At 52.6% G+C, this 24686-nt stretch carries 18 protein-coding genes; 5 read left to right on the top strand and 13 right to left on the bottom strand.

The window, feature by feature from the left end; translation table 11 throughout:
* Window positions 1-137: 137 nt before the first annotated feature.
* From BR86_RS0108470 to gap, 13 genes are all read right to left on the bottom strand, one after another.
* A complete protein-coding gene (locus BR86_RS0108470; protein WP_031473024.1) occupies window positions 138-869 on the bottom strand; it encodes a response regulator transcription factor in 732 nt (243 codons plus the stop codon).
* A 65-nt stretch (window positions 870-934) separates the two neighbouring features.
* Window positions 935-2176: a sensor histidine kinase gene (locus BR86_RS0108465; protein ID WP_242841590.1), complete on the bottom strand. Its 1242-nt coding sequence runs from the start codon at window positions 2174-2176 to the stop codon at window positions 935-937.
* A 232-nt stretch (window positions 2177-2408) separates the two neighbouring features.
* A complete protein-coding gene (locus BR86_RS0108460) occupies window positions 2409-3296 on the bottom strand; it encodes a L,D-transpeptidase family protein (RefSeq protein WP_031473020.1) in 888 nt (295 codons plus the stop codon).
* Window positions 3297-3813: 517 nt separating this feature from the next.
* The gene (gene rpsT / locus BR86_RS0108455; protein ID WP_031473018.1) at window positions 3814-4077 is read right to left on the bottom strand and encodes a 30S ribosomal protein S20; all 264 of its coding nucleotides are present in this window, start codon (window positions 4075-4077) and stop codon (window positions 3814-3816) included.
* Window positions 4078-4212: 135 nt separating this feature from the next.
* Complete coding sequence (gene holA / locus BR86_RS0108450) at window positions 4213-5193, bottom strand: DNA polymerase III subunit delta (protein ID WP_031473016.1); 981 nt, start codon at window positions 5191-5193, stop codon at window positions 4213-4215.
* Window positions 5194-5242: 49 nt separating this feature from the next.
* A complete protein-coding gene (locus BR86_RS14670; RefSeq protein ID WP_075034464.1) occupies window positions 5243-8002 on the bottom strand; it encodes a ComEC/Rec2 family competence protein in 2760 nt (919 codons plus the stop codon).
* A gap of 113 nt (window positions 8003-8115) precedes the next feature.
* Window positions 8116-9054, bottom strand: a complete 939-nt coding sequence (locus BR86_RS0108440; RefSeq protein ID WP_031473011.1) for a GerMN domain-containing protein — start codon at window positions 9052-9054, stop codon at window positions 8116-8118.
* Between the two features lie 19 nt (window positions 9055-9073).
* The gene (locus BR86_RS0108435; RefSeq protein WP_038288303.1) at window positions 9074-10588 is read right to left on the bottom strand and encodes a sensor histidine kinase; all 1515 of its coding nucleotides are present in this window, start codon (window positions 10586-10588) and stop codon (window positions 9074-9076) included.
* A 14-nt stretch (window positions 10589-10602) separates the two neighbouring features.
* A complete protein-coding gene (locus BR86_RS0108430) occupies window positions 10603-11475 on the bottom strand; it encodes a DegV family protein (RefSeq protein WP_031473007.1) in 873 nt (290 codons plus the stop codon).
* Window positions 11476-11791: 316 nt separating this feature from the next.
* Window positions 11792-13333, bottom strand: a complete 1542-nt coding sequence (gene gpmI, locus BR86_RS0108425) for a 2,3-bisphosphoglycerate-independent phosphoglycerate mutase (protein ID WP_031473005.1) — start codon at window positions 13331-13333, stop codon at window positions 11792-11794.
* A 149-nt stretch (window positions 13334-13482) separates the two neighbouring features.
* Entirely contained in the window at window positions 13483-14235 is a 753-nt protein-coding gene (tpiA, locus tag BR86_RS0108420) for a triose-phosphate isomerase (RefSeq protein WP_031473003.1), read from the bottom strand.
* A gap of 40 nt (window positions 14236-14275) precedes the next feature.
* The gene (locus BR86_RS0108415; RefSeq protein WP_031473001.1) at window positions 14276-15493 is read right to left on the bottom strand and encodes a phosphoglycerate kinase; all 1218 of its coding nucleotides are present in this window, start codon (window positions 15491-15493) and stop codon (window positions 14276-14278) included.
* A gap of 189 nt (window positions 15494-15682) precedes the next feature.
* Entirely contained in the window at window positions 15683-16711 is a 1029-nt protein-coding gene (gene gap / locus BR86_RS0108410) for a type I glyceraldehyde-3-phosphate dehydrogenase (protein WP_031472999.1), read from the bottom strand.
* Window positions 16712-16989: 278 nt separating this feature from the next.
* Between gap and BR86_RS0108405 the strand changes: the two genes are divergently transcribed.
* The 5 genes from BR86_RS0108405 to BR86_RS14665 all read left to right on the top strand — a co-directional run bounded on the left by BR86_RS0108405 (window position 16990) and on the right by BR86_RS14665 (window position 24555).
* Window positions 16990-18609 (top strand): sensor histidine kinase, encoded by a 1620-nt coding sequence (locus tag BR86_RS0108405; RefSeq protein WP_031472997.1) that lies wholly within the window; start codon window positions 16990-16992, stop codon window positions 18607-18609.
* A gap of 68 nt (window positions 18610-18677) precedes the next feature.
* Window positions 18678-19364: a response regulator gene (locus BR86_RS0108400; RefSeq protein WP_031472993.1), complete on the top strand. Its 687-nt coding sequence runs from the start codon at window positions 18678-18680 to the stop codon at window positions 19362-19364.
* A gap of 362 nt (window positions 19365-19726) precedes the next feature.
* Window positions 19727-20974, top strand: a complete 1248-nt coding sequence (locus tag BR86_RS0108390; protein WP_031472989.1) for a sodium/glutamate symporter — start codon at window positions 19727-19729, stop codon at window positions 20972-20974.
* Between the two features lie 289 nt (window positions 20975-21263).
* The gene (locus tag BR86_RS0108380; RefSeq protein WP_051684694.1) at window positions 21264-22343 is read left to right on the top strand and encodes a TAXI family TRAP transporter solute-binding subunit; all 1080 of its coding nucleotides are present in this window, start codon (window positions 21264-21266) and stop codon (window positions 22341-22343) included.
* Between the two features lie 211 nt (window positions 22344-22554).
* A complete protein-coding gene (locus tag BR86_RS14665; RefSeq protein ID WP_038288300.1) occupies window positions 22555-24555 on the top strand; it encodes a hypothetical protein in 2001 nt (666 codons plus the stop codon).
* Window positions 24556-24686 lie beyond the last annotated feature (131 nt).

Here is a 24686-nt window from a genome sequence, read left to right as displayed (position 1 = left end):
ACCTGAATCTTTTCTCTCTTTTTCTGTTTTTTGTCCTTTTGTCTTTTTCCCGCTTCGCTTTTATCCTTTTCTTTTTTCTCTTTTATCCTTTTTTCTTATATCCTTTTCGCTTTTATCCTTTTTTCTTTTTCCGTCATTTATTTGTTCATCCGGTATCCGGCGCCCCAGACCGTCTCCAGAAGTTTTGGCTTTTTCGGCTCATCCTCGATCTTCTCACGGATTCGGTTGATATGAACGATCACCGTCGCCGCATCGCCGACGTAATCATAGCCCCAGATTTTCTCATAGAGTTGTTCCTTATTAAAGAGAATGTTCGGGTTCTGCGCAAGGAAGCAGAGAAGTTCAAATTCTCTCGTCTTCAGCGAGATCTCCTCCCCGTTCTTGGTAACGCGATAGCCTTTCGGGAAGATATGAAGATCGCCGATCACGATCTCCTCGGCGTCGTTCTCATTTTCCTGCATTTCTTTCAGCGCCTCATTTCCGGCGCTCTCCACGATCCGGTCATACTGGCGAAGATTCGCATTGACGCGGGCCACCAGCTCCGCCGGATCAAACGGCTTGGAAATGTAGTCGTCGGCCCCGTTTCCCAGTCCCTGAATCTTATCGATCGCCTCGGTCCTCGCCGTCACCATCAGAATCGGCACAGCCGTCAGACTCCGGATTGCCTTGCAGAGCTCATATCCGTTTCTCCCCGGCAGCATGACGTCGATCAGAAAAAGGGAGTATACCCCGGATGCGGCAAGTTTCTCCAGTTCTTTTCCGTCCCGATGCACCTCCACCTCGTAACCGGCTGCGGAAAGGTACGCCTCCTCAATCATGCTGATATCTTCATCATCTTCGATAATCAGAATCTTTTTCTTCTCATCCATCTTATATCGCTCTCCTAACTGTTTTCTGAAAGTCAAAGGGGCATCTTCCTCCTGCCGGACATCACTCACTTCTCAGCTTCCGTGCTTTCGGTGTCGTCTCTTCCGCTGCAAAAGCTCAGATGAAAGATCATTCCGTGATCCGACTCCGCGGTCACGGATCCGTTCATTCCATGCATCAGCGAACGGACAATGTAGAGCCCCAGTCCGTTTCCCTTCGTCCGGTTTCTGGACTCATCGCCCCGGTAAAATTCCTCAAAAATATTCTCGATCTGATCCTCCGGCACGCCTTTTCCGTTGTCACTAAAATCGATCACCACGCGGTCTCCGGACTGCCGGATTCCGATCCGGAGCTTCAGCGGATCCGCTTCCGCATATTTTTTACTGTTCTCCAGAAGATTGTCCAGAATCCGAACGATCTGATCGGGATCTGCCCAGATCATCACCGGCCGGTTCGCGGAATCAAACTCCAATATGAGGTCTTCATTGGTCTCCTGCCGGTCTTTCACATATCCATCCAAAAACAGATCCGCGTCAAAACTGTCCATCTGAAGCGGAATATGCCCGGTCTCTACGCGGGACAGATACAGCAGATTCCGGAGAAGCACTTCCATATCTCCCGTCCGCTGATAGGCTCTCTGCAGGAATTTCTGCTGCTGTTCCGGCGTCACCGCCACTCCGTCCATCAGCCCCTTCACGGTTCCGCGCACCGCCGTCAGCGGCGTGCGAAGATCGTGGGAAATGCCGGCGATCATCTCGGTTCTCGCTTTCTCATAACGCGCGTTCTGCTCCTGTGCCTCCAGAATGGAGTGCTGCATCCGGTTGAACTGACCGCAGACATGTTCAAATTCCTCAATCCCCTCGTAACAGATATCGGTCTTCAGATTTCCGTCACGAATCCTTCTGGCTCCGCTCTCCAGTTCGTCCAAAGGAACCATAATGCTTCCGGAAAGCCGCTTGGTGAAGAACTGGCTGATCAGAAGAAGACCGCCGATACAGATTGCACCGTCCGCCGCAAACAGAATGAAGAAACCGCTCCAGGACTCGGCGTATGTCTGCAGAAGATCATCCACCTCTCCGCCTTCGATCGCCATTCGCGCTTCGAGCTCTTCTTCCAGGTCCTTCTCCGGATCATAAGTATCTTTCAGCATCTCTGTGATCGCCTCGTTAAAACGCTGTTCCACAATTTTGGAATAAATCTTCAGCGTGACCAGATTGACGGTCAGAAAAGTGAGCAGCACAAAAAGAACCATAAACGTATTGGAGCGAAATACCTTCGATTCAATGGTTTTCTTTCGTTCAGACATCATAGCGGCCACCTCGATCTGTCATATAATCATATATCGTCATTATGACCATTTTAACAAAGCTCATTATCATTTTATGCAAACTTTCTAAACAGTCCATCGCCAGAATGTTACGTTTTTCTGTCTTCCTTCCGCTAAGAGGCGTATTCATCCCGCGTAAGCAAAAAGCATCCGACACGAATCTCTCCGCATCGAATGCTTTCCCTGAACGCGATATGATATTTTTTCAGTAAATTTATGCGTGAATCACAACCGGCATACCGACATAAACCAGATTATAGAGCTGAGCCGCAATGTCGGTCGGCAGGTTTACACAGCCGTGAGAACCGCCGGTGGTGTAGATTGCGCCGCCGAAATTGGATCTCCAGGAAGCATCATGGAGTCCCTCGCCGTTGTAGAACGGCATCCAGTATTTTACCGGAGATGCATACGGGGTTCCGTTGTCATTGGTTCCTCTGAGCACGCGGTTCAGCTGTTTTGCCTGGATCCGGTGTACGCCCTGTGTGGTGTCATGTGCGCCCAGTCTGCCGGTTACGCACGGAGAAGAGAGCACCAGCTGATTGTTGCGGTAGCAGTACATGGACTGCTCTCCGATGGAAACCTCAACGCAGTTGGCATATCCGGTCGGGTTTGGTCTTGCCGGATCAACCTTTGCGCCGGTCGCATCCACCTTGTTGCCGTCCGGTGTCGCCTCGTTGACGTAGAGCGCGCCGACGGAGTGAGTCGTGTCGCCATCCTCGGCGAAATAATAATCAACGCCGTCGATATTCTGCCAGCCCTTCTGCATCTTTCCTTCACTGCTGAAATAGTATCTCTGTGTCAGATCCTGCCATCCGGTGAGCATCAGACCGTCGTGATTGAAATAATACCAGTTTCCGCCGATCTCCTGCCACTGGCTCTTCAGTGCGCTGCCGCTTGCAAGATAATTCCAGGTTCCGTCCGCATTCTGCATCCATCCGGTGGAAGCCGGTCCTGCGTGGCCGCCCTTCACGGTAACATTCTCATATTTTCCCGCAAATGCCGTCGTCGTTGTTCCTGAAATCATCAGCACAACCGCAGCGACAAATACTGCCAGATAAAATAGAATCCCCTTGACATTTCTGCTCTGATTTTCTGTATTCACGTTTTCATCCTCCCTGCAACGGGGCTTTCTCCGCTGCACCGTTCATACCTACACTCTGCTGCCTGCCCACAGACAGCGCCAAATACCTTTTTATACCCAAACGGAGGTTACGTCAAGGAAATTCTTGTTTTCTGCCCTCTTTTCGACCTTCTTCCTGTTGCGCATTATTCCGGGATTCTTCCGCAAATCCTTTTTTATCTCTTCATCCGGGAAATATATTTTCATAATGTATCACGCGCTTCGAACGCCAGCGTTTTCAATAGCATTATATCTATGACAAAGTCCGCAAGCGGACTTCGACTCCCCTCGCCCATCACTCCTGAGATGAGCTTGCGAACTTTGCGCGCCGCCGCTGGTCACCGTTAGGTGACAGCTTACTTACAGCGGCGTGCGCATCCTCGCGGGGCGGTTTTGTTTCATAGGGAATTTCGTAGAAATATCCTATGAAATAAAAAAAGGACCCCGCCACACCAGCAGAGTCCTTGATTGGGTTAATTTATTTTATATCGGTCAGTGATTACTGAACCTTGTTTGCAGCCTTTGCAATGCGGGAAACCTTGCGGGCAACATTGTTCTTCTTGTATACGCCCTTGGTTCCAGCCTTCTCGATTACGGAAGTTGCATGCTTAAGAGCAGCCTCGACAGCAGCCTTGTCGCCAGCCTCTACAGCAGCCTCGACCTTCTTGATCTCGGTCTTAACTTCGGAACGGATTGCTTTGTTTCTTGCAGCTTTCTTCTCTGCAACTAAGATTCTCTTCTTGGCGGATTTAATGTTAGCCAATTTGGACACCTCCATTGGAATGTGATTTTAATAGTTTTCTTTGAAACATATGGCGTTTGCATTAAACCTTGACACGGTTAGTTTAAATGTAAACATACTCTTGTATTCTATCAGACTCGGGCGATATGTCAAGCATTAATTTTTATATTTTCGCGTGATCATCAGCTCCACCGCCATCCGATCCGATAACCTTCCGGTTTTCACCGCCTCTTCCAGTTCCACCGCGCTCTGGACGCAGGAAAGTACCTGCTTTCTGGAAAATGTTCCCGCCTGCGCTTCAAGCTTCCGCACCGCAAACGGCGGGACCTTCACCGCTTTCGCGATCGCCGCACGGTCTGCACGGCCCGCCTGCATATCCTTTACCAAAAGAAGCTGGTTGAACTGCCGGGTGATCAGAAAAAGAATCCGCATCGGCGGCTCCTTGAGGGCCGTCAGATCTTCGTACAGCTTCATCGCCTGCGACATTTTCCCGGAAACCAGCGCGTCCACCAGATCAAAGATCCGGCTCTCCACCTGCATGGTGGTGACTGCCGCCACGTCCTTCGATTCCACGACATCTTTTTCACCGACATAGCTGATGAGTTTTTCCAGCTCGGACCGGATATTCAACATATCGTTTCCGGTGCGCATCAGGAATTCATCCATCGTCTGCCGCGTCACTTTCTTTCCGGAATGTGCCAGATACTTTGCCGCCCAGACCGCAAGATCGCCGGTCTCCTGCTTCGCCATCTCGGAAATCAGACCGAGGTCTTTCACCTTCTTATAGAGTGCGCTCCGCTTATCGACTTCCGTCTCCGAAAAGACAATGCTCGTCGTGTCCGGCATATCCGGCAGATACTTTACCAGCTCCTCCGGACTCTTTTTGAAAAAGCCGCTGTCCTCGATCAGAAGAACTCTCCGCTCCGCAAAAAACGGGAGCGTGTCCGCAAGGCTGATGATCTCGTTCACGCTGATGTCTTTGCCGTGAAACGTGTTGAAATTCATGTCATCTCCGCCGGTCATCGCCTGACAGAGCTGTTTTTTGTAGCTTTGCCGGAGGAAATCCTCCTCCCCGTAAAGGAGATACAGCGTATGAAAGCTTTTCTTTTTGATATCTTCATCTAAAACATTACTCACTGCGTCGTCCTCCTCGAAACATCATTATACGATATGCAAAGCAGTTTTCTCAAGGCCTGTTTCCGGTCTCTGAGCCCGACCGGCAGTCGGCGGCCCGGGACCGCCTCTGCCGAAATGTCTCCGTGCGGACACTCTCCCCATCGCTCCGGATTGTGATCGCTCCGTCGAACTCCGTATCCAGAATCTTTGTCCCGGACCTCCGGATCCGTTCCATCGTTTCCGGCGCCGGATGCCCGTAACGGTTGTGCCTACCGCATGAGATCACAACCAGATCCGGTTTCACGGCTTTCAGGAGAGCTTCGGATGTGCTTGTCGCTGAACCGTGATGTCCCGCTTTGAGGATGGTGACCGTTTTTCCGGATGCTTTTCCGGATGTATTATCAGATGTATTTCCGGATGCTTTACCGGTTGCATTATCAGATGTATTTCCGGATGCTTTGCCGGATGCATTATCGGATGCATTATCAGATGTGTTACCGGATGCTTTATCGGATGTATTATCAGATGCTTTGCCGGATCCGGTATCCCGTTCCGACTTATGTTCCATTATCTGTCCGACGATTTCTTTCTCATGTGTTTCGGGAAGATCCGCCGTCAGGATCATCTTTAGCTTCCCGCAGGACACTTCAAACGCCAGACAGTGTTCGTTCGGTTCCTCCGCATCCGGCTTCTCACCGGCCAGCGGATGAATGCACCGCATCCGGCCTCCCCACGGATCCGTCTTTCCAATTGCCGAAGTCACCCCCGCATCCATATACTCCACCGGCACCTTTGCTTTTTTCGCGGTTTCCTTCAGCGAATCGTACCGGTCCGAGGAAATTGCCACCGTCGGAAGAACCAGTTTTCCAACGGAAATCCCCGTCTTCTCTTTTAGAAGATAGGAAATTCCGTTCACATGGTCCGCGTCCGAGTGACTGACAAAGGCCGTATCCACATGCGTCACCCCTCTTGATTTCAGAAACGGCACCAGACGGTTCTCCCCCACGTTCTTATCCTGCGTGCTGCCGCAGTCCGAGATCCAGGTGTGATCTCCATACCGGAGCACAAGGCATTCTCCCTGCCGCACGTCCAGAAACGTCGCTTCGAGACCGGACAGCGGCCGTCGAATAAACAGGATGCCGAGTGCGATCGCGATGCCGAGTCCAAATCCCCACTTTTTTCTCAGATTTAGTTTTATTCTGATCTCATCTTCGTAAAATGCGGCAAAAATCAGCGCATAATACCCACAAACCGCCAAATTTGACGGGCTTCCGGGCGTGAATTGCAGGAAAAAGGCCTTCTCCGCAATCGCGCAGAGAAACCGGTAAAAATGATAGATATAGTGTCCCGGCGCGATCACCGCTCCGGCAAATGACGTGATTCCGAGCGCGCAGAGGCCTGCTCCGAAGAATCCGGAAGCGGCTGCAAATGACATCAGCGGAATCACCACAAGATTGAGCAGAAGACCGATCGCCGGATATGTAAAGAAATTTTGCAAAATAACGGGCAGGGTAAAGAGCTGGATTGCGGCATTCATCCGGAATGCCCCCCGAATCCGGTCCGCGCATGGCAGGGCATCTGCAGTACAAGACGCCTTCCGTCCATCGGTTCCGCCGCCCTTTCCGAAGATCCGTCCGAATCCATTGGCACATATCGTTTTTCCGCCGTTTCTTCGTCCCTCCCGGTCACGGTTTCTGTTTTTCTCCTCCAGCATCTCTCTCCGCTTCCGCCTCCTGTCCCGGTTCTCCAGAACACAGATGGCAAGGATCGCTGCAAAAGAAAGCTGAACGCCCGCCGAATACAGAAGATACGGCGACGGAATCAGAAGAAGGAGAAGTGCCAGTGCCATCGCGCTCATCCGGTCATAGGTCCGTCCGATGAAATTTGCGCCCATCCCGAGAATCGTCATGAACACCGCCCGGAATACCGACGCCCCGAAGCCGGCGATGATCCCGTAAATCAGAAGAAGCACTCCTGCTGCCGCGCCGGCCGGACCATATCCCGCCCCTGTCTTTCGAAGGATCGTATAGACCGTCATTCCGATCAGAGAGACATGCAGCCCCGATACCGCAAGAATATGGGAAATGCCGCCTTCGCGGAAAAGTTTCGCATCCTCTTCCGACAAAAACCCCCGATCGCCCAGAAGAACCGCGCGGAAAAATCCCCGGTCTTCCGGAAGACAGACCGCATCGATCGCGCGCTCCGCCCGCTTTTTGATTCGATACGCTGCCATTTCCGCCGGGGAGCTTTCATTTTCCCCTTCCAGCCGTTCCGCGCTGTCGGCCTGCAGACGGTAACGGATTCCGAGTCCGCGGTAATATCGCTTAAAATCAAACTGTCCCGGGTTGGTCGCCTCCTCAAAGAGAGAGAGTTTTCCGTGAAAGCGCGCCGGTTCTCCCGGTTCAATCCCATACTCTTCCCGCTCCTCCAGCCTCGTCACATAGATCTTCTCCGCGCGGAATGTCTCCGTCCCGCCATCGCTTGCCGGAATCCGGATCACCGCATCGCGGACGGTATATCTTACCCGGTCTTCCTTTTCCGACACCGAATCGACCACGCCCTCCGCCTCTGCGCCGCAAACGCTCTCCGCCTTCTCGAGACGCACTTCCAGCGGCTCTTTCCGCATCGCGCTTCTCATGCAGAAGAATCCGAAGAGAAGCATCACAGCCATCATTAGAAAGCTGCCCCCGCGCGCCTTCCTCCAGTACATCCAAACGATTGTAAGAAGCAGAAAAACCGGCAGTATCAGGGCCGCTATCCGCCCCGATACTGCCGGTATGATGTCTGTCTGACCGCATAGGACCTCTCCAAGTACAAATGCCGCTGTCATCCGGACAAGTGGTCTTTTGATGGTCGTTTCCTCCCGATCCTTTTCTGATGATTATCCGTTATTTACCTGTTTCTTTTCCGCTTCGCTCCAGCGCTCTCCTGCCGGATCCCCGATCACTTCTGCACATACTCATCATTTCTCGTGAACGGTTCCGCAAAACTGATCGAATGGTACGTGACATCCGCCGATCCGCCGACCATGATCTGAACCTTCGTGACTGTTTTCAGCTCCGTGAGGGAATTCACCAGCGCATAGACCGGAATGTAATCCGCCGCATTGAGCGTGCTGTTCAGAAATGCGGAATCCAGGTTGACATAACAGGTTCCGTTTGTCACCGTGACATTCAGGACTTTCAGATCCCGCGGAAGCACATCCCCGTTTCCGTTCTCCGAACCGGCCAGAAGCTGGTCAACCACCAGTCTCGCCTGGGATGTTCCGGTGTTGTGCACGGCGTCCCGCTCTTCCTGTACCAGCTGCGTTCCGTCGCTGTTCGCAAAATACAGCTTCAGCTTGACTCTCTCGTATGAGTTGACGTTGGTGATGCTGTCCACAAAATCCGACGCCGAAAACGCGCCGACGGCATTGCCGCTCCGGTCCTGCAGCGGCTGGCCGTCACAGCTGACCAGAACATAATCGATCCCCTCCACCGCCGTCAGCGTTTTGGCGAGTGCGACACGGCACAGCACTTCTCTGGACGGATCCATGGAATTATAGCGCTTATTGAAATCCACGCTCAGAACACCTTTTTCCATCGACGCGGATGACACGCTGACTCCGTCCTGGAAGACCGGCTGCATACCGCCGTCTTCCTGTACCGCAAACATCTGCTCCAGAAGATCCGCCGCGACTTTCTCTGTCGTGTCCGCATCTGTGTGAAACCGCTTTTTCGTCAGTTCCGCGCCGCTCGACTCCAGATACCAGACATAATAATCTCCTGCGCCGGGCTCCTCTTCTTTCTTACCGGATGTACACCCGGCCAGAAAGACCATTAGCGCCGCCAGCACCAGACCGCAGACCGCCGCGGAAATCCGTTTTCCTCTCCGTCTGTTCATCACTGACCTCCCTATCCCGTCAGGGAATATAATTCAGCGGAATGCGGACCGTAAATGTCGTCCCTTTTCCTTCTTCACTCTGCAGACGGATTGCGCCCCGGTGAAGCACCACGATATTCTTCGTGATCGCAAGGCCCAGTCCCGTTCCGCCGCTCTCCCTCGATCTCGCCTTGTCCACACGGTAGAACCGCTCAAAGACATGATCCTGGTATTCCTTTGGAATGCCGATTCCGTTGTCGATCACACGCACATAGAAGTACCGGTGATCCGCATCCAGCGTCACATGCACCCAGCCTTCCTCGCGGTTATATTTGATCGCATTCTCCACCAGATTCATGATGGCAAGGGAAAGTTTCACCTCATCGATGTCTGCCTTCACCTCTCGAATGCTCTCATAGGCCAGCTCGATGTTCTTTGCCTTGGCCAGAGGCCGGAGCCGTTTCAGGATCTCCTCGATCATCGCATTGATCGAGACGGATCGCATGTTCATATCCGGATTGGACCGGTCCATGCGCACGAGTGTCAGAAGATCCTCGATGATCTGGCTCTCACGGTCAATTTCCTGGGAAATGTCCTCCATAAACTCCTGATAGAGTTCAACCGGCGGATTCTCCATCGTCATCAGGGAATCCGCCAGAACCCGGATGGATGTGATCGGCGTTTTCAGCTCGTGCGACACATTGGATACAAACTCCTGCCTTGACTCATCGATCGCCTTCAGCTGATTGATGGTCCGACTGACCGTGTCACTGATATCCGAGGTCTCCGCATAGGTATCCTCGTCAATCTCCTGACTCAGGTTTCCGTCCGCTGCGGTATCCAGCTGATCCTGCAGTCTACGGAAAGGCCGCAGAAGAAGCGATGCCAGCAGGACATCCACGAAGAAAAAGGCAAGCATCAGCAGAAGCTGGAGAAGCCCCGTGCTTCCGGAAATCTTCCCCCGAACCAGTCCGATGGATTCCGTCGATACAATCAGAATCATGACGCCGTCCGCCGTCTTGCCCCCCGCCGGATCATCTCCGTTTCCCTTGGCCGCGCCGGAACCATTGCCGCCGGTTCCGTCCGCCAGTGCATTTTCCCGGCTCATCACCGGATAAACCACATAATAGAATCCGTTGTCATCATCAATATGGGTGACCGGTGTTCCGTCAAATGCCTTCAGAACCTCGCGGACCACGATGGTCTTTCCGCCGGAAAGGCCGAAGGTGTCCTCCATGATCTTGTAGTTCGCATCCACCAGAACGATTCTTCCGCCCAACACATCCGCCGTCGTCTCAATCTCCGTCTTGAGAGAGGTGATCCGCGACGTGTTCTGAAGTCCGGTAAAAAACTCCGCCTGGGCAAGTTCATTGGCAAGAATCGTACAGCGGTTCTGCGCGTCATTGATGGCCTGGCTGGTCATCGCTTTCCGGTTGTAAATCGCCAGCACTCTCGCCTGAATCATCAACGGAATGGCTGTAACAAAAAGAAAGCAGAGTATCAGCGGAATCCTCATACTGACTCTGCCCAATACCTGCTTTCCCATGATTTTCATTGTTTTCCTCCGGTTCAGTCGAATTTGAATCGTTTTGATACCGCTACGGCAAGAGAACCCGGTCCGATATGGACGGCAATACTCAGCGGAAGCGGGTCAATGTAGATTTCCTGTCCCGGGAAGAGCTCTGCGAATTCGTCCCGGAAGATCTGGATTTCCTCATCATTCATCGTGTGCGCCATGGCCAGATGAAGGCCGGTACCGTCCGGTGAGCCGAAACGGTTCTCACAGTCATGCTGAATGGCCTGGAGCATCAGTTTCTTTCCCTGCTTGATGGTTCTCGCCTTCGCAAATGCATCCAGCTTATCGCCCTGAATCTGAAGAACCGGTTTCAGCCGAAGCAGCGTTCCGAGTGCGGCTGCCGCCGGTGTGATTCGTCCGCCCTTGCGCAGATACTTCAGAGTATCCAGCATAATATAGATCGACGAATCCCTTCCCGTCTCTTCCAGAAACCGCGCAATCCGCTCTGCTTCCCAGCCTGCTGCCGCTGCTGCCTTAGCATCCATAACCGACTGACGCTGGGTAACCGAGATTCGGTGGTTGTCCACCACAAACACTGCGCCGTTGTAATCCTGAGCCAGCATTCTCGCGGTCTGCACCGATCCGGTCAGTCCGCTGGACATCGGAATGTGAATGATCTTATCGTAGGTTTCGAGAAGCTTATCCCAAAGCTGTGTAACCGATTCCGGAGACGGCTGAGACGTCGTGATATCCGCCCCGTTTTCCATCATCCGATAGAATTCTTCCTGCGACAGATTCACATTTTCAAAGTATTCCTTCCCGTCGATCAGCACCGGCATCGGAAGAACAAACACGCCCAGTTCTTTCCCCTGCTCCTGTGTAATCCCGCTGTTAGAGTCTGTAACTACTGCTATCTTTTCAGACATATATCTATCTCCTGTGTTTCTATCTCTATTCACGCTGATTGTTCATTTTACTATGATTCCGGACAGGATTCAAGATGATGCTCTGTAACTTTCTGTCGGTATGCGGTTGGTCGGTGCCAAAGGATACTTTTGGGATCCCCTCGTACTCCGGCTCATTCACAGGGAATTCCGGAGAAATCCCGATGACATGGAGAAGGCGGTCTGCACTCCCGAATCTCTCCGGCAGAGGCAGACCGCTCCATGTTTTTTCAAATCTTTATGCTTTATGTCCGGCAACGCTGTTTTTCCCGCCGGACCCCGCTATCGTTTCTGCCCTTTACTTTACGATCAGGGACTCACCCGTCATCTCGGCCGGTTTCTCCTCACCCATCATCTCGATCAGCGTCGGGATAATGTCGCAGAGACGTCCGCCCTCGCGGAGTTTCCAGCCCGGCTCGGCATTGACCATGATAAACGGCACCGGATTGGTGGTATGTGCCGTCCACGGCTTTCCGGTATCCGGATCCACCATCTGCTCGGCATTTCCGTGATCCGCGCAGATAAACGCCTGACCGCCGACTTCGCGGATGGCATCGATCGCTTTGCCCACACAGCTGTCCACGCACTCAATGGCGCTGATGGCCGCACTCTCCACGCCGGTATGTCCGACCATATCCGGATTCGCGAAATTGCACACGATCACGTCGTATTTGCCCGAGCGGATCGCCGCGCAGAGTTTTTCGCAGACTTCCGGAGCGCTCATCTGAGGTTTCAGATCGTACGTCGGAACCTCCTTCGGAGACGGAACGAGAATTCTGTCCTCCCCCTCATTCGGCTCCTCGATGCCGCCGTTGAAAAAGAAGGTGACATGTGCGTACTTCTCGGTTTCCGCGATGCGAAGCTGCTTCATGCCCTTTCCGGCAAGCCACTCACCGAAGGTATTCGTCAGAATTTCCTTGCGGAACGCCACTCTCTTGTTCGGAATGGTTCCGTCATAATCGGTAAAGCACACAAAGGTGAGATCGAGACGGTTGCCCCGTTCAAAGCCGTCAAAGGTGTCGTCACAGAAAATATGGGTGAGTTCGCGGGCCCGGTCCGGACGGAAGTTGAAGAAAATCACCGAATCCCCGTCTTTCACCACGGCGGTCGGTTCCCCGTCCTTCTCCACATAAAACGGAACCACAAACTCATCGTTCACGCCCTGATCATAGGATGCCTGAACTCCGGCCTGCGCTCCGGATGCCTTCGGTCCCTCGGCCGCCGTCATGACGCGGTACGCCTTTTCCTCGCGGTCCCAGTTCTTATCGCGGTCCATCGCGTAATAACGGCCGGCAACGGAAGCCACCTCTCCGACACCGATCTCCTTCATCTTCTCTTCCAGCTCCGCGATGAAGCCCCTTCCGGAAGTCGGCGGTGTGTCGCGGCCGTCCAGGAAGCAGTGAACATATACCTTATAAAGTCCCGCCTTCTTTGCCAGTTCCAGAAGGCCGTACAGATGGGTGTTATGGCTGTGAACACCGCCGTCCGACAGAAGGCCGCACAGATGCAGCGCACTGTCGTTCTTTCTGCAGTTCTCCACTGCGGCAAGCAGATCCTCATTCAGGAAGAAATCGCCGTCTTCGATGGATTTCGTAATTCTGGTCAGTTCCTGATAGACGATTCTTCCGGCGCCCATATTCATATGGCCGACCTCGGAGTTTCCCATCTGTCCGTCCGGAAGACCGACCGCCAGGCCACTGGCATATCCGCGGACATACGGATACTCCTTCTTCAGTGAATCCATAACCGGAGTCTTTGCCTCACAGATGGCATTATGCTCGCAGCCGTCGGTGTCGCCGTATCCGTCAAGAATCATCAGAAGTGTTGGCTTTTTGCTCATAATTTATCCTCCAAACCCAAGCAGACAGGCCTGTCTGCCTGTCTGTCTGAGCCGTCAATCAAAGTTTGAAAACGTCCCTTCAAACTTCTGTCTTTCTACATAAAATCCTCTAAAGAAGCAATGATCAACTCCGCGTTTTCTTAAAATCATTACTTATTGTAGTTTACGATCTCGGCAAACTCTGCCTTCAGAGATGCGCCGCCGATCAGTCCGCCGTCGATATTCGGCTTTGCCAGAAGTTCTTTGCAGTTTCCGCCGTTCATGGAGCCGCCGTACTGGATACGGATCTTCTCCGCCGTGTCGGTATCGTAGATCTCCGCGATGCACTCACGGATCGCACGGCATACTTCCTCTGCCTGATCGGCCGTTGCAGTCTTGCCGGTTCCGATAGCCCAGATCGGCTCATACGCGATGACCATACCGGAAGCCTGTTCTTTGGTTACGCCCTGAAGATCGGATTTGATCTGAAGACGGATCCAGTCCAGGGTCACGCCGGACTCTCTCTGCTCCAGAGACTCGCCGCAGCAGAGAATCGGGGTCAGGCCGTGTTCGAATGCCTTTAACACCTTCTTGTTCAGGAACGCATCATCCTCTTTGAAATACTCTCTTCTCTCGGAATGACCGATGATAACCCACTTGGCGCCGGCATCCACAATCATGTCCGGAGCGATCTCTCCGGTATATGCGCCCTTCTCCTCGATGTACATGTTCTCTGCGCCGACCTCAACATTGGATCCCTTCACCGCCTCAACGACCGGGACAATGTCGATTGCCGGAACGCAGTATACGACATCGGTATCCGCATCCTTAACCAGCGGTGCAAGCAGAGCGCAGAGCTCTCTTGCCTCGCTCGGGGTCTTATTCATTTTCCAGTTTCCTGCAATAATCTTACGTCTTGCCATGGCTTTTCTCCTTCGTGTCTTCGTAACTTCCGTCTTGTTTTCAGCGATCGTTTGCCGCCGCAACGCCCGGAAGCTCTTTTCCTTCCAGGAATTCCAGGGAAGCGCCGCCGCCGGTGGAAATGTGACTCATCTGATCGCCGTAGCCAAGCTGATTGACTGCCGCTGCAGAATCACCGCCGCCGATGATGGTAGTCGCGTCGGTATCGGCCAGCGCCTTTGCTACCGCCTTGGTGCCTTCCGCAAGAACCGGATTCTCGAAGACGCCCATCGGTCCGTTCCAGACAACCGTCTTCGCGTTCTTTACGGCATCCGCATACATCTCTCTTGTCTTCGGGCCGATATCCATTCCCATGCGGTCTGCCGGGATCTTGTCCACATCGACGGTCTGTGTCTCGATGGCAGCGTCATCGATCGGATCCGGGAAGTGATCGGTTGTCACGGCATCTACCGGAAGAAGAAGCTTCTTGCCGAGTTTCTCCGCCTTCTCAATCATTTCTCTGCAGTACTCTACCTTGGAATCATCACAGAGGGATGTTCCGATCTCATATCCCTGTGCCTTCGCAAAGGTGTATGCCATACCGCCGCCGATGATCAGCGTATCGCACTTCTCCAGAAGATTTGCGATTACGTTCAGCTTGTCGGCAACCTTTGCGCCGCCGAGGATGGCAACAAACGGGCGAACCGGATTCTCGACCGCATTGCCGAGGAATTCGATCTCCTTCTGCATCAGATAACCCACAACGGAGGTCTTGACAAACTGTGTCACGCCGACATTGGAACAATGTGCCCTGTGTGCGGTTCCGAAGGCATCATTGACAAATACGTCGCAGATAGAGGCCAGATCTTTGGAAAATGCCTCACCGTTTTTGGTTTCTTCCGCTCTGTAACGGGTGTTCTCCAGAAGGATGACGTCGCCGTCTTTCATCGCCTCCACGGCTGCCCTTGCGTTGGCGCCGACCACTTCCGGATCCGCCGCGAACTTCACTTCCTGACCGAGAAGCTCGGAGAGTCTTTTTGCAACCGGAGCCAGCGTCTTGGACGGCTTGTCCTCTTCGGTCTTTACCTTTCCGAGATGAGAGCAGAGAATAACTTTTCCTCCGTCTGCGATCAGCTTTTTGATCGTCGGAAGCGCTGCGACAAGGCGGTTCTCATCGGTGATCTTTCCGTCCTTCAGCGGAACATTGAAATCACAGCGGCAGAGAACTCTCTGGCCTTTTACGTTGATATCGTCCACGGATTTCTTATTTAATGCTGCCATATCTTGTACTCCTTCTTCATTTCATCGGATCCCTGCAGCCCGGGCAGACTGCCGCCCGCTGTAACCTGCCCCGGGATCCGGTTTTCTGAGCAAATCCACTATACTCAAAAAGAGAAAAGGTCCGGGCCCCTAAAAGGCACCGGACCTCGTTTTCATCGTCTATTCAAGCCGGTTCGATTCCTCTGCCGATCAGCAGTTCTCAGCGAAATACTTGATGGTGCGAACCATCTGGCTTGTGTAAGAGTTCTCGTTGTCGTACCAGGAAACAACCTCAACCTGTGTCTTTCCATCCGGAAGCGGGCTTACCATGGTCTGGGTGGCATCGAACAGGGAACCGAATCTCATGCCGATGATATCGCTGGATACGATCTCTTCCTCATTATATCCAAAGGATTCGGTAGCCTCAGCCTTCATCTGGGCATTGACCTCTTCCTTGGTAACAGTCTTGTTGACAACGGCGAACAGAAGTGTTGTGGAGCCGGTCGGGGTCGGAACACGCTGTGCAGCGCCGATGAGTTTGCCGTTCAGTTCCGGAATAACAAGGCCGATTGCCTTTGCAGCGCCGGTGCTGTTCGGAACGATGTTAACCGCGCCTGCTCTGGATCTTCTCAGATCGCCTTTTCTCTGCGGTCCGTCGAGGATCATCTGATCACCGGTGTATGCGTGAATGGTGCACATGATACCGGACTCGATGGGAGCAAGGTCGTTCAGAGCCTTTGCCATCGGAGCAAGGCAGTTGGTTGTGCAGGATGCCGCGGAGATAATCTTGTCATCCTTTGTCAGAGTCTTGTGGTTTACATTGTATACGATGGTCGGAAGATCGTTGCCTGCCGGAGCGGAAATAACAACTTTCTTCGCACCTGCATTGATATGAGCCTGCGCTTTTGCCTTGGATGTGTAGAATCCGGAGCACTCCAGAACAACATCGACATCAAGCTCACCCCACGGGCAGTTGTTTGCATCCGGCTCCTTGTAGATCTTGATGGTCTTTCCCTTTACGGTGATGGTTCCAGCCTCATCATCTGCCGTAATCTCATTCTCATGGCCAATCTCGATATAACGGCCCTGGGAAGAGTCATACTTTAAAAGGTGTGCAAGCATGTGAGGAGTTGTAAGATCGTTGATCGCCACAACTTCATATCCCTCAGCTCCAAACATCTGTCTGAAAGCAAGACGGCCGATACGGCCAAAACCATTAATCGCAACTCTAACTGCCATGTTTTAATCCTCCTGATCGATAGAACGAATTTGTTTATGTTTTAACAATCTGCAATTATTATATACACGTACTCGAAAAAATACAAGAGCAATCGGATTTTTTTTGCTGAATTGTTAGATTGCACGGGCGTCCGCTATCTACTATACTAACATTATCTGTACCAAGAAAGCAATTTTTTTTATAAATACAATGCATTTTCTATGGAACCCGTTTCATTTCTTTGTGCAAACTGTTAAAATTCGCTCCTTAAAACGCTTGTAACGGAGGCTATATAAATATGAAGCGACTCTTTACACCGTCCAATGAGCTGGAGAAATTGATCTGCCGGCTTTTTCTTGCCTTTTCCGCTCTTCTGGCCGGAATCTCCCTCGTCATTGCCCTGTTCTATGCGCTCCACCAGCAGCGGGCATATATGGACCGGATGATCGCCGGCTCCTCCACCTGGATGGCCGAACTCCCCCAGACCCGGCAGATGATCCGAAACGGTTATCCGGAGAGTTCCACCACGGAAATGCTGGATCTGTTCGTCGCCAGCATTCCCGACGTGACCGGCGCCGTCATTTACAACACCAACGGTGTCCGCTTTTACAACACGAGCCGCGATGCGGACGGTGAAACCTATCTGGACGGCGATGAGATCCCGATTCTTCACGGAGCCGCCCCCTACATCACCACAGGCTACGGCACTCTCGGCGCACAGCGCCGTTCCTTCCACGCGGTCACCGATGAAAGCGGAAAACAGATCGGCTTTGTCATGCTGGCGGTTTCTCAGGCGAGAATTTCCGCCGCGAACCGCGATATTGTCTACCTGCACCTGTTTTTCTTCGTCATCATGATCGTTTTCTGTCTGATCATGACCGCCATCGTCATCCGAAGGATCCGTCATACTCTCCGGGGAAATGACCCGGACGAGCTGATCCGAAGTTACACCAACCAGGACGCGGCGCTGAATTCGCTGGCAGAGGGACTTCTCTCGGTGGATGCCTCCGGAACGGTCACATTCTCCAACCGGGAAGCGGGCGCCATGCTCTCCGCGGACGGCGAAGAGCTCCGAAACCGCAGTATCTTTGATCTCTTTCCGGACTCCTCCTTTGCACGGATCGTCCGCGGCGGGCAGCCGGTTCTCCACAAATCCGCCCAGATCTCCGGCAGAAGACTTCTGATCAGCGAAGTACCGATGGAGTACCACGGCATCGCAAATCGCTCCAAAGGCGGCATGCTCGTCATCCTGCAGGACCAGACCGAAACACTCCGGCTGTCGGATGAACTCTCGGGCGCACGGAGCATGATGGACACGATGCGTGCATTCAACCACGAATATCTGAATAAGCTTCACATCATTCTCGGCTATCTCCAGACCGGCGACATCGACAGCGCCAAACAGTTCATCATCAACTCGAATCTTGTCACCAGTCAGGCAATCCGCGAGACCGCGAACAATCTGCGCATCTCCCGCCTGTGCGCTCTGGTGGTCGGGAAAATGATGCATGCCGCCGAACTCGGCATCACCCTGAAGCTGGTTCCCGGTTCTTCCGCCGCGGAGAACAATCTTCTGATCCCGGAAAGTGACTTGTGCACCATCGTCGGGAATCTTCTGGAAAATGCCATCGATGAACTGAAAAAATATGATTTTCCGGTCAGGGAAATCAATCTCGGCATCTTCTTCGAGCACGACTGCAATATCATCTCCTGCGAAGACACGGGATCCGGCATTGACCCGAAGATCCGTGAGCGGATGTTCGAACAGGGAGTGACCACGAAGGGAATCGGCCACGGAACCGGTCTTCATCTGGTTCATGATATCGCCGCCAACCACCGGGGAACCATCGAAGTGGAATCGGAGCAGGGCGAGGGAACCTGTTTTACCGTTACGTTTGCCAGACAGAACAGCGAATGAAACCGACTTGCCGGCAAACCGCCCGGAATGTACAATGTCAATAAGGAATAAGGAGGAACTGCTGACCTATGTTCAACGTGATTATTATAGAAGACGATCCGATGGTCGCTGCCATCGACAGACAATATGTGGAAATGACCGCCGGTTTTCGTGTGACCGGCATGTTTGACGGCGGAATCAGCGCACTGAAGGGAGCCGATTTTGATCACACCGATCTGATCATCCTGGATTATTTCATGCCGGAGATGAACGGAGACGAGTTCATCAACCAGCTTCACCGGACAGGATGGTCACCGGCCATCATCATGGTCACCTCGGCCAATGACACCGAGACCGTAACCTCTCTCTTCCGTCACGGTGTGGTGGACTATCTGGTCAAACCGTTCGAGTATGAGCGTTTCCGCTCCGCTCTCGAGCGTTTCTCGGCTCGCATGAATGTCCTGTCCGGCACTTCCGGAACCGTCAGTCAGTCCGATATCGACCGTCTGATCTCTCCGTCATTCTCCGGGGAACCGGGGAAAAACACCCTCGCCAAGGGGCTCAACGCCCCTACCCTGAATCTGATCCGCAATTTTCTGAAAAAACATCCGGAGGACAGCTTTACCAGCGAACAGATCTCCAAAGAGGTAAATCTCTCCCGCATCACCGTGCGGCGCTACGTCAACCACATGCTGGAAATCGGCGAGCTCACCAGCACCATCGACTACCAGACCGGCGGACGTCCGGGTATTCATTACAAGTATTGCAAAGTCTGAAGATAAGCTTTCCGGCTTTGCTTTACGCAGAGCATCGGACAGAACCTGCCAGGCACGTTGCGGCCCGCCGGCGGCTCATCCCGGCAGAAAAGTTTATCCGCCCGGACCATCACGGCAAAAAAGACACAAAAAGAAGCAGTCAGACTTGTTTTTTCGACATTCCGCCGAAGAACACAAGCCGGCTGCTTGTTTTATTTTGAAATATTATCCTATTTTTTGATGATATTCTGAAGTTTTTTGTATTTACATTACTTACTTAAATATTTACAAACTTACATAAATTGAACTGCTGTATCTGCTTTTATACAATGATTCCTGTACAAGAGATAACCATGGAATGGTTAAGTAGAAGGAGGTACAAAATGGAACTCATCATGAAGTATTTCGGTACTTTTAAGGCGGGCGAAAATGGGGCGCTCAATACCTTTAAGTTCGAATACCTGACTACTCTGGGACTGGCTGCCATCGTAATTTTCCTTGGCCGCTACATCGTCGCTCACTCGAAAGCGCTGAGAAAATACGCGATCCCGGCACCGGTTGTTTCCGGTATCATTTTCTCCGTCATCGTTTCCGCCATCAAGGGCGCGGGAATCATCGGACTTTCCTTTGACACAACAGTCATGAAGGATCTCTGCCAGAACCTCTTCTTTATGTGTGTCGGTTACGGCTTCTCCACTTCCCTTGTTTCCAAGGCGGGCGGAAAACTCGTTTTCATGATCGCCGTTGCAGCCTGCCTGCTCATCACACTGCAGGATATCGTCGGCGTCGTTGTCGGCGGAGCAGTCGGCCTGAACCCGCTCCTGGCACTCCAGTGTTCTTCCGCCGCAATGTCCGGCGGCGTCGGTACCGCTTCTGCTTTCGGACCGATCTTTGAGGCAAAGGGCATCGCCGATGCAACCACTGTCGGCGTCGCTGCAGGTACCTGCGGAAACATCATGGGTTCTCTCATCGGCGGACCGGTCGCTGCATTCCTCATCCGCCGTCACGGCCTGAAGGCAGACCCGAACGATCAGCCGCAGATCGAGGAAGTAAGCTCTGTGAATCCGCTGAACAACACCAGAATGACCGTTGCTCTGGCAAGAGCTCTTCTCATCGCAGCGCTCGGTATGCCGATCTACGTGCTTCTGGATAACATCCCGATGATCGAGATGCCGAAATTCATCGGCTGCCTCTTCGCCGGCGCAATCGCCAGAAATATCATCGAGGCAACCGGCAGCGAGACATATGCTCCGGAATTTGACGCCATCGAGCACATGTTCCTGGAACTCTACCTTGCACTGGTTCTGATGACCATCGACATCACAAAGCTTGCCCCGGTAGCCGGACAGATGGGCGTTGTTCTTCTGGCTCAGGCAATCCTGATGGCTCTGTTCGGTCTCTTCGTTTCCTTCAACATGTTCGGCCGCGATTACGGTGCTGCGATCATGACCGGCGGAAACTGCGGATGGGGCTGCGGTTCCGGTCCGAACTCCGTTGCAAATGAAAAGGCTCTGATGGATGAGTACGGCTGGCACACCGTTGCATGGGTTCTCTATCCGTCCTGGGCGGTTATCGTAGATGATATCTACAATCCGATCTTCCTTTCCGTATTCTCCAACTTCGTTGGATGATCGCTTCCGGATATTATTCCGGACAAAAAGGAAAACACGGAAAGAAAAAAGCTGAATTCCCCCTTTTGAAAAGACCTGTCCGATCATTCATTGTTGGACAGGCCTTTTTGTGATATAATTTCTTACAATATTCTACCGGAAGATCATTTTTGTCGAAATCTGCCGGTCCGGACGATACCGGTGTGCAAATGTCACCGCAATACGGACAGGAATCAACATTCTTCAACACCTTCATCATCCGGGTCTATCCGGCGGTATATCCGCCAAACAATCTGCAAGGAGGAGCATCATGCACAGAGAGATTATACGAAAGCAGAGCGAATCGCCTGCCCGTCTGCAGGCATTCTTCCAAACCTGTCTTCGCACGGTATTCCTCGCTTCTGTGCCGGTCATCATGCTCTCGCTTTCAGCCTGTTCCGGTTCCGGAATGGGGGCGGCATCATCCAATGCATCGCTGAATGACGATATCCCCGCTCCGGCCGCTTCTCCGGTCGTTCTCACCATCGGAACAGCAGACACCGGCGGAAGCATGTATCCGGCCGGCAACGCCATCGCCAAAGCGCTTGAGAACAACGACAGCAATCTGAAAATCAACGTTTCCGCATCCAGCGGTTCGGTCACCAATGTCACCGATCTCGTCAAAAACCGGTTTGATATGGCTCTTGTCAGCGGTGACACGGCCTATGACGCCTTTCAGGATCTTCCGCCGTTTTCCGGAAAAGATTCGAAGGACATCCGGGTACTCGGAGCCGTCTACTCCAGTATGTCCAACTGGATTGCCCCCAAAAGTTCCGGCATTACCTTTGTCCATGATCTGAAAGATCAGATCATCGCAAACGGACCGGCGAGCTCTTCCACGGACCGCAACGGCCGCATTGTTCTGGAAACCCTCGGCATTGATTCTGACAACCGGATTCTCAATACCGGTTTCGGTGATACCCTGAGCCGACTTTCAAAGTCAGAAGTCACCGCAGTCCACGGTTTTGCCGGCATCCCGATTGCAAGTCTCACTGAGACAGCAGAAAAAATGGACATCCGTCTTCTGATGTTCCGCCATGACGAACTGCAAAAAATTCTCTCAAAGAATCCGGCCTATCATCTCACGACGATTCCGGCAGGCACCTACCGCGGACAGACGGATGCCATCGCAACCTTCGGTATCAAGTGTCTTCTGTGCGTCAGCGCATCCATGGACGATGAAACCGCTGAGAAGATCACGCAAACGCTGATCCGCTCTTCCGGCGACCTCTCCAAAACAATTCCGGTTCTCGGAGAGTTAAGCAACCCGGAGTTCCTCTGCACGGATCTTCCGATCCCGCTTCATCCGGGCGCGAAAAAAGCCTACCGGGAAGCAGGGCTTTTAAAATAAAGAAATCCCGGGACTGCTTTCGGCAGTCCCTTTTTTGTTTTCTCTTATATTTTTCTCTCCTTCTACCATCCGCCTTATTCTTTTGGTATTCATTACCGTTTTCTTGCTTTGCATAACAGGCATTATTGTTTTTTTGGTAAAGACTCCTATAATATTTTTTGTAATATTTTGTCATTCCGTCAAACATTGTAAAAAATGACAGGAGGAGCTTATGAAAAAACAAATGGCCGTCTGGATCACCGCAGGCACATTGCTGACACTGGCCACCGGCGTTCCGGCACTGGCGGAAACGGTTCGACACGAAACGTATGACATTTACAACGAGTCCGGCACTCTCGACGGTTCGGTAGACACCACCGATCCAGTCGGTGTGGATGTAACTGCCCAGGAATCGGGAGCCGACCCGGAAAACGTCAGCGTCAATGTAACCGGCGATGTGAAGGTTCAGAACTCGAACGCGGACTATGATGACTCCGTATCCGGTGTTAAAGTGTATAGTGACTTCACTGATGGTTCGGTCAACGTATCCATCGGTCAGGATGACGGTCATGGAAATCATACCGGCGGAACGGTCACCGTTACATCCACCGGAGAAAACGGAAGAGCAAACGGTGTTAACATTACGAACGAAGGTACCGTCCCTGTCAACGTTAACACAGGAAAAATCGATGTAACTGCCACCGGAGGATTTCAAACGAACGGTGCTTCGGTTTCTTCCAATGGCGGAGAAACCGATCTGACCATTTACGACGGTATTTCCGCCCGGAATGACAATGCATATACAGCCGGTCTTTCCATAGAAGACTGCGCTCCGACGGAGATGCCTGAAGAAGATGGGGCTTACTCCACCGTCAATGTCTACGGAAATGTCAAGGCTTCCTCGAAAAATAAAGACGCAACCGGTGTATCTCTGAATTCCGCGTATAATGATCTTCCGGAAAACCGGTCGGAAGCTTTTATCTACGGCAGCGTAACCGCCGATTCCACATCCGGAAACGCAACCGGTGTGAATCAGTATATCCGAGATGGAGCCTCTCACATATATATTCTGGATGATATAACGGCCAAAACCCAGACGGGAGAAACCGCTGTCGGAGCAGCGTTGCGGGCAGACGGCGGTACAGAAAGCCTATTGGTACATGGCGGAATCCACGCAGAGGGCGGAGAGGCGACCGGCGTTTCCGCAACTGCGTTCGCCGGACTTACTTCGAACATCCTCATCGAAGTAAAGGACGGAATTTTCGCAACCGGTACCGAAGATTCTGCCGGAATCCATATTGAGAATGTGATCGATGGTCCGATCCTGTCCTCCGACTCCAAGATCACCATCGTTTCGGATGGAAATGTGGAAAGCTCCGGCACCGGCATCGTGGACATGAACACCATCAACGGAGTGAAGACAAATCTTGTTGTGGAGGGCGCTGTCATCGCCGAGGCCGGTCCTGCCGTCTCCGTCGTTACCCAGTCCCTGTCCAGTCTGGATCTCACCGTCTGGAAACTTGAGTCCAAAACCGGTCAGCTGGTAGCGGAACAGACGGAAGCCGGATACGCCGATTCGAAAACAGCACAGGAATTCGAAAAAGCCATTGACTACATCATCAAGGTTGCGCCAAACGCGTCGGATTATACCGATCTCACTGCGGCACGGAAAACGGTCGGTGGTTATACCTACGACGTCGGAAAAGCAGGCGAAAAAATTGCCGTGACCTTCCATGTTCCGGACGGATATACCATTGACTCGGCATACAGCGATGAATCCAGGACCGCTCTCCAACATGTCAGTGGTAATGAGTACCTTCTTGTGGTTCCCGACGGCGGAGGCGTTATGATCAACCTGAAACTGGTGCCGGTTTCGAACAATGGCGGAGGCGAAGATGATAACTACTCCGGCAATCCGCCGGCTGAGTATGAAAGCCATAATTTCTCCCGCAGCGGATCCCACTACTCCCTTACATTACGGAAAAACCAGATGGAAGTAGTCCTCTCCACCGCAGAACTGAAAGCTCTTCTGGAAAGCGGACTGACCGAACTGACCTTCATGACATCGGCCGGCAATTTCACCTTCCCGTCAGCAGATCTCTGGACCATGGTAAACAACTTCGCCACCGTTCGCTTTGCGGTCGAGGAGGGACACATGAATGCTTACGGTGACAATAATACTACAGCATTTAAGACCGTCGATCCGGACGTGGTCGAAAACACGGTTTCCTAATGCCGGCATCCCCATGATATGCCCCATCCCGCCGTGAAACCGGCCTGACGGACGGCTTTCACGACACAAAACACATACAGCCTTTGAGCAAAAACTGCCGTCCGAAAGCGGCAGTTTTTTTACGCGGCTAA

Origin of the sequence: [Clostridium] aminophilum DSM 10710 (assembly GCF_000711825.1) — a bacterium.
In the GTDB taxonomy this organism is placed as follows: Bacteria; Bacillota; Clostridia; order Lachnospirales; family Lachnospiraceae; genus Clostridium_R; species Clostridium_R aminophilum.
Note: the sequence above shows the minus strand (reverse complement) of the source record. Positions and strands in the feature narration are given on the sequence as shown.